A 17,784-nucleotide genomic window follows, 5' to 3' on the forward strand; every position below is an offset into this window, starting at 1 on the left:
AACAGGTTCTGACAAATAAGTATAATAATGAGAAATATAGCTTTAGACTTTTTTGAGATTGTAGTAGTTTTATAAATAAGCAAGGTAAGTAGGAATATATTTCCATTTGTGATGAATATAGAAGTTGTTTAAGGAATTTATATTGTGAATGCTTTGTATTTATATAGAAAGTATATTTTGGAGAATATCTATTTTTAATTTACTTTTATAATTGGAAATTATAAAAAATAGATTTTCAACTTATTCCTTTAAAAGGTAAAGGGATTATTATTTCTCTTGTATTTAAACAGGAAGTATCGTAATTGTAATTTTTTCTTTTACAGATATGTACGGTTGGCATTTTTTATGGTAGCGAATGTGTGTTATCATGAATAATATATTGCTAAATAAGGTTTAGGTTGGATAGTAAACCTATAATAGTATGGAGCTGAATTTTGTTCGTATAAAAGATTCTTCTAGCGCTTCTTTTTCTGAAGCTATGGATTTATATCGCGTTAGTTTCCCTATATATGAACAACGTTATTTTAGGAATCAAATGCAGATATTAGAAAAATCTGATTACCATTTTTGTTCTATATATGAGGGCGAAAAATTTGTTGGTATTTTATTATATTGGGAAACTTGTACATCTATTTATATAGAACATTTTGCTATAAAATCTCAATTACGAGGAAAAAATTACGGGTCAGAGGCTTTAAAATTATTGATAAGAGATAGTTCTAAAACTGTTATTTTAGAAATTGATCCTCCAAAAGATGAGATATCTGTACGGAGAAAATATTTTTATGAGAGAGTCGGGTTTGTTTCCAATCCGTATATTCATATACATCCTCCTTATAGGAAATATTTTTCGGGACATAGTTTGATCGTAATGTCCTATCCTTCTTTACTGACTGCTATAATGTATAATGATTTTGTGTCTTATTTAAAGAGTATTTGTATACCTTGATTAATGGACGTTTATTGATGGTCTGTTTGTAATAGATAAATTTCCGAATAAATCATTACGGTTGCGTTCTATTGCTGGTGCTACCCATTCTTCAGGAATAAATTTCCATTCGTTTTTGCATTCAGGAGCAATAGTTCCTTTTTGATGGATATATTGCATTATATCAAAACGAAGATCATTATCAGAAGTTTTGACAATTCGGTCTTTAATTTTTTCTTTGGATATTCCTGCTCCTTTTATAAGCATACCATCGTCTCCATTGGCCCGATATGAATTTATGGCAACTTTATATGTTTTATCAAGGTCGAATGAGGAACCATCGCTCATACTGATAATATTAATTTTATTTCCGTAAGGCTTGGTAACATCGACTGTGTATTTGATTCCCATGGCAGAGTCGAAGTTATAACTGTTGTATAATAATTTTTTATTTATTCCAGTATATTGATTGTCAAATAGTAATAAATCATCTTCAGGGGATTGCATTTGATTGGTCCATAGAGAGTAGGAATGCTCTAAATAACCTTTAATCTCTTTTCCGGTAAGTAATATGGTGTGTAATCTGTTTTCATATTTGTAGAGCTTGAACATGTCACGGAGAAAAATTTTTCCGGCTTTTATTTCAGTATCAAAAAATAATGGTGCTGTAAATGAAATATCGGCTCCGGATATTTTTAGTTGTAATTGGTTTATGAAGTCACAGAAAGCTGATGGCCCGAAATAAGAATCTCTTGTGCTGATAGTTTGGGTTAGGGTTCCAACTGGAGAATTTGAAAATTTTTGTATAGTATCATATGCTGTAATGAATTGAGCCATAAATGCACTATCAATATCGCAGTTGGATGTATTTACTAAAGCTCCGCTAATAGACTTCGAGATTAGAGTATTCCGTTTCTTTTCAATGATAATTTCGGCACGTGCTATGTTTAACCCTTGACTCCCAGGATTTAGCAATAGTACTTTTTCTCCGTTTTTATTGGTTATAGTACGACATAGTGCATTATGGTCATGTCCTAATAAAATAATATCAAATCCGGGTATGTCTCGTGCGATAAGAAATGATGCGTTTTCCTCGAATTTTACGTTTCCGGATTTAGGCTTTTCACCGGAATGAAAAAGACCGATAATAATATCCGCTTTTTCTTTTTCTTTTATTATGGGTAACCATTTGCGAGCAGATTCTTGCATGTCATCGAATTGTAGCCCCGACCATAAGTCTTGGGGAACCCAGTAGGGTATTCTTGGAGTAAGCAATCCTAATACGGCAATTTTGATTCCTTCACGAACAAATATGTGGTAAGGTTTTAAATAAGGATTCCCGGTTGAGGTATTGATTATATTGGCTCCTAAGTATGGAAATTTACATTGTGCAAAGTAGCGATCATATACCGAGTGTCCTGTTTCTATATCATGATTACCGGGTACGGCAGCATCATAATCCATATAATTGAGAATACGAGCACCCAGATGTGGAGATACTGTATCTATAAAGTTGTAGTAATATGAGGTGGGTTGTCCCTGTAAAAAGTCTCCGGCATCGAAAAGTAACAAGTTTTTTCCATATATGTCCCTTTGCTGCTGTATATAAGTTTCTATTCTGGCAAGACTACCTTTTCCCGGAGTATCATTTAAAAAATCATATGGAAAATAATTCCCATGAATGTCACTGGTTTCGATTATTTTAAGTTTTATTCCTTTAGCAGAAAGTAAGTGGATACAGAAAGAAAAGAATATAATTGAGAATATAATTTTGAACTTTTTCATAGTTATAGAAGTTTTTAATAGTAAGCGATATCAGTCAAAACTTATTTGAGCTTATGAAAATATTTTTAAACTATATAGGCTATTTTTATTTTTCTCTAATGGCAAATTAATATAATAGTGTTTAGAAGAGAATAAATCAAACTTAAATTGCAGTTTCATACAATAATAATTTAAAATAAGCTCGTACAAATATAAATATTTTATATATATGATTGGATTATAAATTATTGAAAATTTATGATTATGCAGAATATTTATTTTTGAAGTATTTAATTTTGCTTTACTTTTATAACCCAAAACTACATAAATAATATATGCTAAAATTTAAACCTATTTCATTAGAAGACAGAGATATAATAACTTCTTTTACGCTGAAAGGAGTGTATCGCAATTGTGATTTTTCCTTTGCTAATATGTGTAGTTGGCAATTTTTGTATGGTAGTGAATATGTTATGATAAATAATATGTTGCTGATAAGATTTTGGTTGGAAGATAATCGTCCGGCTTATATGTTACCTTTAGGAAAAGGAGATTTATCCGAAGCGATAAAACTATTAGAAAAAGATGCAAAGGATATGGGGCATACTTTGTGTTTACTTGGAGTTACATCAGATGCTGTTTTATATTTGGAGAAGCTTTTTCCCGGGGAATTTCGTTTTATACAGGAAAGAGATTATTATGATTATATTTATTTGAGAGAAAATCTCGTTGGATTGGTAGGGAAGAAGTACCAGTCTAAGAGAAATCATATAAATAGATTCAGACAGGAGTATGATAATTATCGTTATACTTCGATAACTCAGGATATGATTGCACAATGTTTGGAATTAGAAGCAAAATGGTGCATAGATAACGATTGTGCCGAAAATGAGGATTTGCTGAACGAACGTCGTTCAATGACATTTGCACTTGAACATATGGATGAGTTAGGCATATTAGGAGGCGCTATTTGGATTGGCAATGAGATTGAAGCATTTACATTTGGTGCACCTATAACATCGGATACATTTGGAGTACATGTAGAGAAAGCGAATACGGAAATAGATGGAATATATGCTGTTATTAATCAGGAGTTTGCTCGACATATTCCTGATAATTATTTATATGTAAATCGAGAAGAAGATTTGGGTATTCCAGGGCTTCGTAAAGCCAAGTTATCATACCACCCGACTATTTTGCTCGAAAAAAATGCAGCTATACGGTGTAAACAGGACTGAGTGTATATAAATTTAATGTATAAAATTGTTAATGAATGCGATAAAAGAAAAGGTCCGAGATTTATGGCAGAATTGTTTTGATGATTCGGAAGATTTTATGAATCTGTATTTTTCGACTAAATATAGTGATGAAAATACATTGGTAAAAGTAGAAGGAGGCTTGGTCTTATCTGCGTTACAAATGTTACCATATACAATGACATGTTGGGGGAAAGAAGTTCGGACATCTTATATTTCTGGGGCTTCTACACGACTCGAGTATAGAGGGAGGGGGTTGATGAAAACTTTACTGTCAGAATCTTTTCAAGTGATGCGTAATAGAAAAATACCACTTTCTATTCTAATACCTGCAGAAGACTGGCTATACGAATATTATCAGCGAATGGGATATGTTTCAGTTTTTCGTAGAATAGAGGATATATATACAGATTTACCAGCATTTCTGCCTGTATATGAAGAGCATACGGTAGATGAGCTGTTTACTTATTTTTCTACTCACATGAGGGAGAGAGCTTGCTGTGTACAGCATTCGTTTGATGATTTCAAAGTGATTTTAGAGGATTTTAGATTGGCAGGAGGAAAGGTTGTATCCATTTCTGGTTTGAACAATGATATTCGAGGAATGGCGTTTGCTGTTCCTTGGTCGGGACGAGTTATAGTAAAGGAATGGATTTATGATGATGAAGAAGCAAAACTTGAGCTATTATGTACTGTGGGGGGTATTTTCCCAAATATGGAGATACACTGTTTTTCGCCTGTAACAAAGGATTCAAGCGTATCGTATGTAATGGGGATGTTGCGTATTATAGATGTATATAGCTTATTGTCTTTTTATGCATCGTCACATCCGAAGGCATCTTTTTGTTATCGAATAAAAGATGCGTTTGTTTCTGAAAATAATGGTTTATTTACGGTAAATAATGGTATTTGTATACACCAACCTGCTTTATCATATAACTCTGTCAAAGAGATAAATGTATTTGATTTAGCTAACTTGTTATTCGGTCAGTCTGGTGAGATAAACTCGGGATTAATTCCCTATATGAGCTTGATGCTGGAATGAGTTGAATCTTTTTATTAGTAAATCAGCATATTACAGTATTTAGGATGTTCTGAAGATGTGTGACAGAAGCTACGATAATATTGGCTCCTGCCTCATATAGTTCTTTTTCAGACCCATATCTGTATAATACACCTATAGATTGTATATTGTTTGCTTGAGCGCCTTCTATATCATGTTTGCGGTCACCAATCATGATTACATCTGAAGGATTATCAATTTTGTTGGATTTCAAGACGTATCGTATCACATCTGTTTTAGTCGAACGTTTTCCATCCAAGGTGGCTCCTCCTATAAATGAAAAGTAATGAGACAGATTAAAATAGTCTAATATTTGACGTGCAAAAATTTCAGGTTTTGAGGTTGCCAGCATCAATTTGCGTCCGGACTTTTTTTGTTGTGCTAAGAGTGCAGGTATGCCATCGTATACTTGATTTTCGAAAATACCTCTTTTTGAAAAATATTCTCTATATTTTATTAATGCTATTTCTGCTTGTTCATTAGAAAAGCCATAAAATTCACGGAAAGAATCTTTTAGAGGAGGACCGATAAAAGTACACAACTGATGAAGATCATTTTCTTCAATGCCAAATGATGCAAGAGCGTATTGGACAGAGTGGGTAATGCCTATCATTGGGTCAGTTAATGTCCCGTCTAAGTCAAAAAATAAATATAGCTTTTTCATAAGTTTTTATCTGAAAATGCAAAGTTATTTTAAATTCTCTTTTTACCTCTATTGAGAGGTATATAAAATAAATTTCATGTAAATATCATATAATTAATGGATTATTTTTTTAGCCTTTATTTAGAATCAAAAAAGTATGGCAACATATTGCATAATTCAAAAAATGAATATATCTTTGCATCGCAATTGAAAAATGGTGAATGTAGTTCAGTTGGTTAGAACGTCGGATTGTGGTTCCGAAGGTCGTGGGTTCGAGCCCCATCTTTCACCCCCCCTTTCCTTTAAAAGAGATTTACTTGGAGTGAATCTCTTTTTTATTGATTAAATTCCTATATCGCGTCAGTTGATTTTGAAGACGGATAGATTCCAAATATAATAAATACCCTATCCTTAAAGATAAAAGATAGGGTATAAATAGGAAAATCTGATGTTTTATTTTAAAAATGGTAAGCTGCGGCTATTCCAAAGTTCCAGAATCCTGGGTCAAAAAAGCCTTCACTATGCCCACTGGTAACAACCCCGATAACTGGACGATAATTTATATCGAGGGAAATAGGTACTTTTTTAAATTGACATCCGAAAGCACATGAACCCGCGATGCCAATTAATACACCTGAGTCGTCAAAATCATAAATACCAAGTGCTCCTCCGACTCCCGCGTTCAGATACCATTCGCAAGTTTTGGGAGTCCAATTCCATTGACAACAGCGCCAATTATAGATGCCTGTTACAGACAATCCGTTATAGTCAGGTATAGCAAGAGTAAATTGAAGAAAGTTTTTTGCACTTAAATCTCTTTGATAGAGCAATTCTGCACCAGCACCTAACCGCAATCCTATTGCATTCTTTTGTGCATTAGTAAGTCCTAAAGAAGCAAAGCAGATAAATGTGATAAAAATTAATCTTTTCATAATTATATGGAATTAAAAATCTATATCATTATTTATCTCAAATATAGCAAAAACTTTCTATGCTTTTTTAGTTTTAAAGGAATAAATATATCTTATTTTAAATCTGATGCTTTTTGTTTATTGTAATAAATGATTCTTATTTGTTTAGATTCAATTCAACAGGTTCAATTTTATCTTGGGCAGCAATGTATTTAAATAAGCCGGAGTCTGTTCCTATCCATATGTCTCCATTTGAATCGGAAGATAAGCAATGAACTGATCCATCTATTTTGCTATGTGTATAAGTAATAAAATTGTTCCCGTCATATTTATAAATTTTTTGATATGTACATAGCCATTTATTATTATACTTACTCTATAGCAATGTCAGAAAACATTATAATCTGATTGTTAGAATCTACATTTGGGTAATCAGACTCTGGTAATTTAAATACGAGAGATTCACCATTTGTCGGATTGTAACTTTCGAGTGAAAATGAATTTTCACAAATAATCCAAAAAATCCCTTGTTTATCTATTTCTATATCCTTTATGCCGATGCTAGAAATATTTACAGGAGTGATTCCTTTTGTTATGTTTGATAAGGGCAATTTTGCTAAGGACCAAGTGCCTTTAACATCTTTTTCTTCACAAAAGCCACCAAGCCATAAAGTTTGGTCTTTATCTATGTAAATTGTATTAAGAAAGGCATATATATAAGTAGAAGTCAAGTTATATCGTTTCCAGATTGTCCCGTCAAATTGAACTAAGTCAGTCCCTCCTATGAGGCCGGCCCATATGTCCCCATTTTTCCCGATATATAGATGGTTGCACACCGTGTTATCACGTAATTCTGAATTATCTTTGTTGTAAAACGAACATTGTTTTCCATTAAATTTGATAATTCCATGAAATGGCGAAATACCCCATATATTTCCTTCTTCATCTTTAGACAAATTGGTCAATACTGGAGGTATACCGTTATCCTGTTCTGTATATAATATAGTAGCTGTATTTTGTTTTTGATATTTAATAAGTCCTGTAGAGGAAGAAATCCATAAGTATTCACCATCATCCAATAGGTCATCTACAATAATTGATTGCGATGAAAGATATGTTGAGAAGTGCATACTTATCAATGTTATTAGGAGTTGGAGTATTCTTTTTCTTTTCATTTTATTTATTTTATAATTTCTTATTTTTTCACTTGAATTTTATGATGGTAAATTGAAGTATTCTCTTCTATGCAGAGAACATAATATCCTTTTGTTGTAATACCTAATGTAGATAGTTCTATTGTAACAGATTTTTTTCCAAAGTTTTCGATATGTTTTCCTAAAAATTGACCGGACATGTCATAAGCTTTAACTTGAAGTATATTTTCTCCAGTTATTGTGATTTGATGGGTTGAGGGATTTGGGTATATTTTATGTTCTGAATTTGTAGTAAAATATTCTTCCCCCGATAACAGAAAGTCTATTTTTTGGATATTATCTATTGACGGATTATAGCAAAACAACTTGTTATCGGCCAATATCCAAATGTACCCATTTTCATCTGGGACCAAATCACGGATTGTCTGTGTCAGTTCAGGATGACTATAAGTGGTAAATTGCTTTCCATCATATCTTGTTAATGTACCGTCGATATTACCCAACCATTTGTGATTATAAGTATCTATTACTAAACTATAATGGTTTCCAGGTCCAGAGTCTTTAATATAGGAAAAATGTTGACGGTCAAATTTTATTAAGAGGAGATTTTGGTTGTAGTTAGTGGACATCCATAGGTTTCCCTCAGAATCTTCATCTATTGCGGTAATGGATAGCCATTGCAATTCTTTGTAAGTTATTATCCCTCCAGTTTTCGTAAAACGCCCAAAAGTCCATCTCCAAGGAGGTGATATTTCATTATATCCACTAAACCAGGTGATGCCCTCTTTGTCTTCTAACATGGAAAGAATGGAAACGGAGCTTCCGACTGTATTGAAGTTCCATTTATTGAAACCTAAATCGTCAAATTGGATTAAGAAGGCGTTATTGGTTTCAAAGAGTAATCCCATCCATTTGCCGTTATTTTTTCCTACAAGAAATGAGTTGTTTACCCAGCTGTGTTTTTCCTTCCGGTTGAGCCCTTTTATTGTGTATGGAGTTGCATTTTGTCCATCAAATGTATAGATTTCTCCATATTTTTTCATAATCCATATTTTCCCAGATTTGTCTTTACCTAAAGAACCTCCTGGGGCATTATAAGTTAGTAATTCTCCTGTATTTTTGTTGTATTTGTTTAACTGATCGTTGATACTTAGCCAAAGGAATTCTCCATCGTTGAGTAATTGACAGGCCTTTCGTTGTGAAATAATAATTTCAGGAAATAGAAATAGCATTGAAACTAAAACTATTATAATTTTTAGGGGGACCATTGAAGTTCTCATGGCTAGTCTGATTTTATTATTTAATAATAATTTTTTTGATATTTATCCGATTATTCACTATGTAACGAACAAGAGATATATTCCAGGTTGTATATTTTCATAATTCCATTCTTGTTGATTTACCTGGGAATTTGTTGTTCTTCCATTGTAGATAGTCGCTATTTTATTTCCATTTAAATCATAAATATCAACGATTACGAAACTGTTTGGTTCTGGACGAATGTCAATACTTAATAATGAGTTTGTAATGTTATTTTCTCATGATATTAGGTATTTGAAAAGTGATTATAAGTTAATACAAAGATAACATTTTTTATTAAAAAAGAATAGCTGAAACTATTTTTTTAGTTTGTTTTTTAGATAATAAGTAAAAGTGTAATTGGTATTCTGTGTTTTATGGAAATAAAAAAGGAGAAAGTTTAAATTTCTCCTTTTATTTTGTGGAGCATAGCGGACTCGAACCGCTCACCTCAACACTGCCAGTGTTGCGCTCTAGCCAGATGAGCTAATGCCCCTTATATTTTTGCAGTGCAAAGATATAATGATTTTTGTAAAAGGCAACGAAATCGAGAAGTTTTTTTTACATTTGTCGTATGGTACATATTGTGCCTTGTAAGAAGGATTGTAAGTATGATTATATTTAATACAACATATCATGTGGATGATGAGCTGGAGGCCTCTTTTATAGCTTGGTTAAAAGAGAATTATATTCCGATGGCTCTACGAAGGGAGGAACTTAGTGAACCCCAATTGTGTCGAGTAATGACCACGGGAGAAGAGGATGGTAGTAGCCTTTCTCTTCAGTTCCATGTACAGGATACAGAGGCTTTATCTTTGTGGTATAAAGAGATGGGAGTGGAATTGACAGAGGCTTTGGTATCTCGTTTTGGAGATAGGGTTGTGGGTTTTAATACACTACTCGAGGTGATAGACTGATAGATGAAAGAGAGAATTATAATAGGAATCGATCCGGGAACGAATGTAATGGGATACGGCATATTACAGGTTTTGGATAATAAGCCTCAATTGATGGCTATGGGGGTATTGCAGTTGAGTAAGTTTGAGAATCATTATATGCGTTTACATCGTATATTTGAGCGAGTGCAGGGACTTATTGACCAGTATCATCCTGACGAGATGGCCATAGAAGCTCCATTTTTTGGGAAAAATGTGCAGTCGATGTTGAAGTTAGGACGAGCTCAAGGGGTGGCGATGGCAGCAGCTCTTTCTCGTGATGTCCCTATCGCAGAATATGCTCCTTTGAAGATAAAGATGTCTATTACCGGTAATGGTAGTGCATCAAAAGAACAAGTCGCAGATATGTTGAAACGGATGTTGCATATTTCAGAAGAGAATATGCTACCACAGTTGGATGCAACAGATGGATTAGCGGCAGCTTTATGTCATTTTTTTCAAACAAACCGTCCGCAGACAGAAAAGACATATACTAGTTGGAAAGATTTTATGGCGAAAAATCCGTCAAAGGTGAAAAAGTAGGTAAAAATTTTGGTCAGTATTTATTAGAGAATGAAAAGTATAACAGAATTACTGAATGATCGGATTTTGATTCTGGATGGTGCAATGGGCACTATGATACAGCGTTATGGGCTAACAGAACAAGATTATCGCGGAGATCTTTTTATGGATACTCCCGGACAACTGAAGGGAAATAATGATTTGCTGTGTCTTACTCGGCCTGGGGTGATCAAAGAGATACATCGAGAGTATCTGGATGCCGGGGCAGATATTATAGAAACCAATACATTTAATGCGACTTCTGTTTCTATGGCAGATTATGGCATGCAGAAGTATGTTTATGATATAAATTGGGCTGCAGCGCGACTGGCACGAGAGATTGCAGATGAATATACTCAAGCCCAACCGGAAAAGCCGCGTTTTGTAGCTGGTTCGGTGGGTCCTACCAATAAAACTTGTTCGATGTCTCCAGATGTAAATAATCCAGCGTTTAGGGCATTGACATATGATGAACTGGTAGCAGCTTATAAAGAACAGATGACTGCACTTCTTTTGGGAGGAGTTGATGCATTATTGATAGAAACTATATTTGATACATTAAATGCTAAAGCTGCTATTTATGCTGCAGAATTGGCGATGGAACAGACAGATACGCAGGTTCCTGTAATGTTGTCAGTTACATTATCTGATGTGGGAGGACGTACGCTCTCAGGACAGACATTAGAGGCTTTTATAACGTCAGTGCAACATGCTAATTTATTATCGGTCGGGTTGAATTGTTCGTTTGGAGCCCATGATATGAAACCTTTTTTGAAGCAGATTTCATCTATAGCTCCTTATTATGTAAGTGCTTATCCTAATGCAGGCTTGCCTAATCGATTTGGGGAATATGATGAGACTCCGGAAATGATGGCAGCTCAAGTGAAAGAGTTTATTGATGAACGTTTGGTGAATATTATCGGTGGTTGTTGTGGCACGACACCAGCTCATATTGCACAGTATAGTACATTACTTGCAGGAGCAGAGGTACGTCGTCCGGTAAAATCTCCTGATTGTTTATGGTTGTCGGGGTTGGAACGATTAGAAGTACGTCCTGAAAACAATTTTATAAACGTGGGAGAACGGTGCAATGTTGCCGGATCACGTAAGTTTTTACGTTTGATAAATGAAAAAAAATATGATGAGGCTCTTGAAATAGCACGTACCCAAGTGGAGAATGGTGCTCAGATTATAGATATTAATATGGATGATGCTATGCTTGATGCAAAGTCTGAAATGATTACATTTTTGAATTTGATAGCATCAGAGCCTGAAATTTCGAAAGTCCCTTTAATGATAGATTCTTCCAAGTGGGACGTTATAGAAGCTGGACTGAAATGTGTCCAGGGGAAGTCTATAGTTAATTCTATAAGTTTGAAAGAGGGAGAAGAGGTATTCCTTTCCCATGCCCGCCAAGTTAGGCGGTTAGGGGCAGCTGTCGTTGTTATGGCTTTTGATGAAAAGGGACAAGCTGATACGTTTGCTCGAAAAATCGAAGTTTGTGAAAGGGCTTATCGTTTGTTAGTAGATGTGGCTGGATTTAATCCACAAGATATAATCTTTGATCCTAATGTTTTGGCAATAGCAACAGGAATAGAAGAACATGTAAATTATGCAGTAGATTTTATTGAAGCCACAGAGTGGATTAAGAAAAATCTTCCGGGTGCACGAGTGAGCGGAGGTATCAGCAATTTGTCTTTTGCATTTCGTGGAAATAATTATATCCGAGAGGCTATGCATGCAGTTTTTCTTTATCATGCTATTGGTCGAGGATTGGACATGGGAATTGTAAATCCGGCTGCGACTGTTACTTATAGTGATATTGCACAAGATGTATTGACTGTAATCGAAGATGTGGTATTGAATCGTACTCCTGATGCGACGGAACGTTTGATTGAGTTGGCTGATAAGTTAAAAGGGGAATACGAAGGGAAGAAGGAGGAAAAAGTTGATATACGTACCGGTATGTCTTTAGATGAGCGGCTCGAATATGCTTTAATCAAAGGTGTATCTGAAGGGTTGGAGGCTGATCTTGCAGAAGCTATAAAAGTATATGGCAAAGCTGTGAAAGTGATAGATGGTCCTTTGATGAGTGGAATGGACAAAGTTGGTGTGTTGTTTGGTTCTGGTAAAATGTTTTTGCCTCAAGTTGTAAAGACGGCTCGAACAATGAAAAAAGCTGTTGCAATATTGCAACCATATATAAAAGCAGAAAAAGGAAAGAACACGGAATCTTTAAAAGCTGGAAAATTTTTGTTAGCGACAGTAAAAGGTGATGTGCATGATATAGGTAAAAATATTGCTGGAGTTGTACTTGCTTGTAATAATTATGAAATTATAGATATGGGGGTGATGGTTCCTACTGAAGAAATTGTACGTAAAGCCATAGAGGAAGATGTCGATTATATTGGTTTGAGCGGATTGATAACGCCCTCTCTTGAGGAAATGTGCCATGTAGCCGAGGAGATGGAGAAAGCTGGACTAAAGATACCGTTGATGATAAGTGGTGCAACCACATCAAAATTGCATACAGCGGTAAAAATAGCTCCATGTTATAGCGGACCAGTAATACATGTGAAAGATGCATCGCAAGACCCTTTGGTTGCAGCACAATTGGCAGGAGAGACAACACGGAATGTTTATTTAGAGAAACTGTGGGAAGAACAAGAAGCTTTGCGGCAGTCGATAGGGGAAAAAGTCAGTTTAGTATCGTTATGTAAATCTCAGGAACGTCGTATCTATATTGATTGGGATAGTTATATTCCCGTGGAGCCATTCGGTCCTGGGGAGTTGACACAGTGTCACTTTTCTATTGCGGAAGTACGGAGATATATTAATTGGATTTATTTTTTCAATACTTGGAAAATTGGAGGGAAATATGCTTCAATAACTGCTATCGATGAGTGTAGCCATTGTAAGACTACATGGTTGTCATCGTTTTCTGAAGAAGAGAGACCAAGAGCTATAGAGGCTATGCAATTATATAAGGAAGCCAATGATATGCTTGATAAATTAGAAGCTTTAGGAGATGTAAAGATAGAAGCTATATTTGGCGTTTTTGCTGCTAATTCTCGGGAAAATGCAATTGTCTTGCACAAAGGAAATGAGCTTATTGAGATTCCATGCTTGCGTCAGCAAATAGAGAAAAAAGATGTGGATACACCTTACTATTCATTGGCAGATTTTGTAATGCCGGAAGATAAGATGCGTATGGACTATGTAGGGGCATTTGCTGTCACGTCTGGACAAGTTATAGAAAGGATGATTAGACATTATCAAGAAATTGATGATAATTATAATGCTTTGTTGTTGCAATCTTTGTCAGACCGATTGGCAGAGGCTGCTACAGAATTGCTACATTATCGAGTAAGAAAAGAATATTGGGGATATGTCCCTGAAGAAAATTTATCGATGAAGGATTTATTGCAAGAACATTATCAGGGTATACGTCCGGCAGTGGGCTATCCTTCACTTCCGGATCAGTCGTTGAGTTTTGTTTTGAAAGATCTTGTAGATTTTGAAAGAGTAGGAATTTCTTTGACTGAAAATGGAGCGATGAGGCCAAATTCTACAATCTCAGGATTGATGATTGCTCATCCTCAATCGACTTATTTTTTGATAGGGAAAATTGATGATGAACAACGTGCTTGGTATTGTCGGTTGCGTAACATGACTGTTGAGGAATCTTACAAATGGTTGTCTGTATAAATTTTGTTTTGAGGATAGAGTTATAAGAGCCTTTTATTTGTTTTTATAAAGGTAGCTTGGTTATTTTTTTAATATAGACAGATTCTTGATTTTATTGTAAGTTCATCTACGAAGATATTCCTTGATTGTTTAAATATAATATTTCTCTGTTTTTGTTTCTTTGGCATATTGATGAGTTTCTCCATTTTTGAGTTCAAATATGGTTATTCTGAATGTTGAGTTTGGAAGTGTAAAGAATGAAAGGTTATGTAATAAAGATAACAGTTCTTATGATATTGTTTTTTGTTTTTTATTGAGAAATTATATATTCTTTATTAAAGTAGAGTGCGATATTTTGATTTATCCAATGATTTTTATCGTTGGTAATATCGGTAATAAATAATAAGGGAGGTTTTACAGATAATGGTTTTACTATGATTTCTTTATCAGAATTTTGATAGAGAAGATAACGTTCTTTCATCTCTTTACCATATTGTTTGGCATCTCCATTTTGTAGAATTTCTACTGCATTATGAGTTGATGATGCAGAACGGAAAAGTGTAGAACCCAATGCAATTGTAATTGTCAGATATGCTAGTACTGGATATTTATTAATGAATACTTTCATTTTGTTTATCCAAATACTATTGCAAAATGTTGTGGTTCTACGACAGAAGTAGCCACAATAATAAAACAAGTTGATTAGCAATAACCAGAAAAAACTGTATTTTATAATATTGACCAGACGACCAGGCCCTTCATTGTTCATAGCGAAGAAGGGAGGAGTATACATAGCACAATAAATTCCGAAAGAGATAATGGAAATGAGAAGGGGGTATTTGAATTGAAAGGATGATTTTTTTGCTGTTTGATATACAAAAGGTGATAATATTAAGAAAACAATAAGTTCGGGAATTTTTATCCAGTGTATTAGATTTTTTCCCCCTGTAAAGATAGATTTAATGATTGCAATAATAGGGTTTGGTGTATCGGTATAATTGGCTTGCCTTATTTCATTGCCTGGAGCTATAATGTTGATACATAATCCTATTGTAAGGAATAGAACAGATAGATATGCAGCAGTAGGAATCTTCTTTTTATGAATGAATGCAAATATAGAGGCCGTAATAATTATTAAAGGAAGAGTCAGGCCTGTCGAAAAATTACCTCCACCGATAAAAAGAGATAAGAATATACATATAATATTATAAATTAATTTGTGATTTGCAAGAGAAGATTTTAAAATGCATCCTAAAAGAATAAGGGAGCATGCAAAATAAAATCCATAAAAAATGCTGCCGTTGTACCAATAAAAAGCTTCTACTCCATTGACAGGGAACAAAAGAGTAGGTATAAGCAGACATGCACAGACTGTAAGATATATATATCGAGATCCATTGCAGATATCCATAATTAGTATCTTTAAAAACCATAAATAAGATAGTATTAAGGAGGTTATAATAATGAAAGGTACCCAGGTGTATGCATGTACCCCGAAAAGGGAGGGTTGTAAAGCCATAAGGAAAATAGCACTATATGTCCCTTGCCAGTGGTAATATTTTTCTTTAACCATTTCACAGGCTTCTTGTAGAACCGGGATCAAGGAATGAGTTTTTTCCCAAGCTTGGTGAGTGTTGATACTGAAACTGTAATCATCTGCAGCTGGGTAATTGTACGGAGCAATCATAAATAAAGGTATGATAGCACATAATACTATAAACCAGCAAATTATAGTAATTATTTTTGTTGATATGTTATTATTGGGAATTGATATTTCCGATTGCCTTGTTTCCATAAAGCAAAATTAGTAAAAAACAAATATAGGTAAAGAACTTTTTAAATCTTAATTTGTTATAATAAATATCTAAAGAAATGGATAATGGGTATTAAGAAACTTTTTATAGTGCTATATCTGTTGATTCCGGTTTCTCTTGCTGCCGGAAGTTTAACTGATAAAATAATTAACAATTTGTATAAAATTAAAAATTATCGGGGAATAGCCGATTTTTATGTGACTTTGCCTATGACTGATGAAGATGTACATTATCGTCTTTATATGTCAAGTCGGGTATCTGAAAACGATACATTATGTCCATATGACTATTTTATAGAAGTAGAGTCTGATACACATCCGACACTTTCCGGGAGTTTTATGACTTATTTTGATGGGAATTATTTCAGTTTTGGCAATGGTCGTCTTCGTGAATATCATGTCGATGAAAATGCAGTACCTTTTACTTCTCGCCTTTCAGGAAATCATTTGATTTCGGGAGTACATCGTTCAGGATTATTTCCAGGAGAATTACCCCAAGAGCTTGCTTTCCGGTTGGAAACCTTTAAATCTAATCCAACTGCAAAAATTACAGAATATCCAGATACGATTGTTGATGGAAGGAGAGTAGATGCATTAGCGATAGAAGAATGGGGGAGTGGAGAATTAATGCGTTCTTTATTTATAACATTTGATATTGATACTGGGTTGCCGATAAATAAAGAAATTGAAAATAATCCAGGTCATATAGGTTCACAAACAGTGGTAACACACTATTTTGATAATCAGATAAATATAGATTTTCCTTCTGATTTTTTTTCTGAAGAACGATTGTTAAGAGAGAAATCTGAGATAATGCAATTGTATCGAAATAGTAATTATCGGGCAGAAAGTTTAAAAGGTAAAGAATCTCCTTTTTTTTCATTACCTTTAGCGTCTGGTAATGGTCGATTTGATTTGGAAAATTGCAAAGGGAAATCTGTAGTATTAGCATTTGTGGATACGGAAGGTAGCTTTTGTAATGATGTATTGGCTATTGCCAAAAAATTAAAAGATACTGATATATGTTGGGTGACGTTATATAGGGAATCGTTGGTAGATGAGGATTTACGAGAAAAATTAAACGGTCCAGGTATCGTTGTGTCAAATGCAGCATCTGTTGCAATGAGATATGGAGTCGTAGGGTATCCGACAGTTTTTGTTGTGAATAAGGTGGGAATAGTTACTGATATATATATAGGGTATTCACCTGAATTGAGAGATGAGTTGGAATCGGCAATAATGCAATAATATAATTAATAAAATTTAAAGTATGGCAAAAATAACATTCAAAGGAAGTCCTGTTTCTACCAATGGGGATTTGCCTAAAGTAGGGAGTAAAGCTCCATGTTTTAATTTGGTAAAATCTGATTTGAGCGAATTGAACTGTTGTGATTTAAAAGGAAAACGCTTGGTATTGAATATCTTTCCTAGTCTTGATACATCGGTTTGCGCAACGTCAGTGCGTAAATTTAATGAATTAGCATCGAAAATGGATAATACATTGGTCATAGCAGTTTCTAAAGATTTGCCTTTTGCTCAAAGTCGATTTTGTACGACGGAAGGAATAGAAAATGTGATTCCTGCTTCAGCTTTTCGTGCTACCAATTTTTCTCAATTGTATGGTGTTGAAATGATTAATGGTCCGTTGGCCGGGTTGTTGGCCCGTGCGGTTGTTGTTATTGATGAAGATTTCAATATCATTTATGAAGAACTTGTTCCAGAAATTGCTCAGGAACCTGATTATGATGCGGTAATAGAAGTGTTGAAGAA

General features: G+C 34.3%; 15 protein-coding genes and 2 tRNA genes. 9 read left to right on the forward strand and 8 right to left on the reverse strand.

The window, feature by feature from the left end:
* Positions 1-421: 421 nt before the first annotated feature.
* Positions 422-949: a GNAT family N-acetyltransferase gene (locus BN2628_RS14135; RefSeq protein WP_257606498.1), complete on the forward strand. Its 528-nt coding sequence runs from the start codon at positions 422-424 to the stop codon at positions 947-949.
* Here BN2628_RS14135 and BN2628_RS14140 read toward each other — a convergent pair whose 3' ends face one another.
* Positions 950-2,713 carry a bifunctional metallophosphatase/5'-nucleotidase gene (locus BN2628_RS14140; RefSeq protein WP_044228340.1) on the reverse strand — a complete coding sequence of 588 codons (1,764 nt, stop codon included), beginning with the start codon at positions 2,711-2,713 and terminating at the stop codon, positions 950-952.
* A 314-nt stretch (positions 2,714-3,027) separates the two neighbouring features.
* Between BN2628_RS14140 and BN2628_RS14145 the strand changes: the two genes are divergently transcribed.
* Positions 3,028-3,930, forward strand: a complete 903-nt coding sequence (locus BN2628_RS14145) for a DUF2156 domain-containing protein (protein WP_044228335.1) — start codon at positions 3,028-3,030, stop codon at positions 3,928-3,930.
* A gap of 31 nt (positions 3,931-3,961) precedes the next feature.
* Complete coding sequence (gene eis, locus BN2628_RS14150) at positions 3,962-4,993, forward strand: GNAT family N-acetyltransferase (RefSeq protein WP_044228333.1); 1,032 nt, start codon at positions 3,962-3,964, stop codon at positions 4,991-4,993.
* Between the two features lie 22 nt (positions 4,994-5,015).
* Here the strand turns inward: eis and BN2628_RS14155 are convergent, their stop codons facing one another.
* Entirely contained in the window at positions 5,016-5,675 is a 660-nt protein-coding gene (locus BN2628_RS14155; protein ID WP_055097884.1) for an HAD family hydrolase, read from the reverse strand.
* A 195-nt stretch (positions 5,676-5,870) separates the two neighbouring features.
* Here BN2628_RS14155 and BN2628_RS14160 point away from each other — a divergent pair.
* Positions 5,871-5,946 (forward strand) — tRNA-His (locus BN2628_RS14160).
* Between the two features lie 166 nt (positions 5,947-6,112).
* Here the strand turns inward: BN2628_RS14160 and BN2628_RS14165 are convergent.
* The 5 genes from BN2628_RS14165 to BN2628_RS14180 all read right to left on the reverse strand — a co-directional run bounded on the left by BN2628_RS14165 (position 6,113) and on the right by BN2628_RS14180 (position 9,514).
* Positions 6,113-6,586: a hypothetical protein gene (locus BN2628_RS14165; protein WP_044228329.1), complete on the reverse strand. Its 474-nt coding sequence runs from the start codon at positions 6,584-6,586 to the stop codon at positions 6,113-6,115.
* Positions 6,587-6,722: 136 nt separating this feature from the next.
* On the reverse strand, positions 6,723-6,902 hold the full coding sequence (locus tag BN2628_RS17830) for a two-component regulator propeller domain-containing protein (RefSeq protein WP_082002267.1): 180 nt from the start codon (positions 6,900-6,902) through the stop codon (positions 6,723-6,725).
* A 34-nt stretch (positions 6,903-6,936) separates the two neighbouring features.
* Entirely contained in the window at positions 6,937-7,740 is an 804-nt protein-coding gene (locus BN2628_RS14170) for a ligand-binding sensor domain-containing protein (RefSeq protein ID WP_154668480.1), read from the reverse strand.
* Between the two features lie 20 nt (positions 7,741-7,760).
* A complete protein-coding gene (locus BN2628_RS14175) occupies positions 7,761-8,999 on the reverse strand; it encodes a two-component regulator propeller domain-containing protein (protein ID WP_082002258.1) in 1,239 nt (412 codons plus the stop codon).
* A gap of 441 nt (positions 9,000-9,440) precedes the next feature.
* Positions 9,441-9,514 (reverse strand) — tRNA-Ala (locus BN2628_RS14180).
* 115 nt (positions 9,515-9,629) lie between these two features.
* Between BN2628_RS14180 and BN2628_RS14185 the strand changes: the two genes are divergently transcribed.
* The 3 genes from BN2628_RS14185 to metH are packed head-to-tail and all read left to right on the forward strand — an operon-like array spanning position 9,630 to position 14,222.
* Positions 9,630-9,935, forward strand: a complete 306-nt coding sequence (locus tag BN2628_RS14185) for a DUF4286 family protein (protein WP_021929692.1) — start codon at positions 9,630-9,632, stop codon at positions 9,933-9,935.
* A 3-nt stretch (positions 9,936-9,938) separates the two neighbouring features.
* Positions 9,939-10,496 (forward strand): crossover junction endodeoxyribonuclease RuvC, encoded by a 558-nt coding sequence (gene ruvC / locus BN2628_RS14190; RefSeq protein ID WP_044228321.1) that lies wholly within the window; start codon positions 9,939-9,941, stop codon positions 10,494-10,496.
* A 30-nt stretch (positions 10,497-10,526) separates the two neighbouring features.
* The gene (gene metH / locus BN2628_RS14195) at positions 10,527-14,222 is read left to right on the forward strand and encodes a methionine synthase (RefSeq protein WP_044228318.1); all 3,696 of its coding nucleotides are present in this window, start codon (positions 10,527-10,529) and stop codon (positions 14,220-14,222) included.
* 289 nt (positions 14,223-14,511) lie between these two features.
* Here metH and BN2628_RS14200 read toward each other — a convergent pair whose 3' ends face one another.
* The gene (locus tag BN2628_RS14200; RefSeq protein ID WP_044228315.1) at positions 14,512-15,996 is read right to left on the reverse strand and encodes a DUF6056 family protein; all 1,485 of its coding nucleotides are present in this window, start codon (positions 15,994-15,996) and stop codon (positions 14,512-14,514) included.
* Positions 15,997-16,080: 84 nt separating this feature from the next.
* Here BN2628_RS14200 and BN2628_RS14205 point away from each other — a divergent pair, with 84 nt between their 5' ends.
* Both BN2628_RS14205 and tpx read left to right on the forward strand, forming a co-directional pair.
* Positions 16,081-17,262 carry a peroxiredoxin family protein gene (locus BN2628_RS14205; protein WP_044228312.1) on the forward strand — a complete coding sequence of 394 codons (1,182 nt, stop codon included), beginning with the start codon at positions 16,081-16,083 and terminating at the stop codon, positions 17,260-17,262.
* A 22-nt stretch (positions 17,263-17,284) separates the two neighbouring features.
* The coding region (gene tpx / locus BN2628_RS14210) for a thiol peroxidase (RefSeq protein WP_055100437.1) at positions 17,285-17,784 on the forward strand (500 nt) is incomplete at its 3' end.

It is taken from the genome of Gabonia massiliensis, from assembly GCF_001403595.1.
Taxonomy (GTDB): domain Bacteria; phylum Bacteroidota; class Bacteroidia; order Bacteroidales; family Coprobacteraceae; genus Coprobacter; species Coprobacter secundus.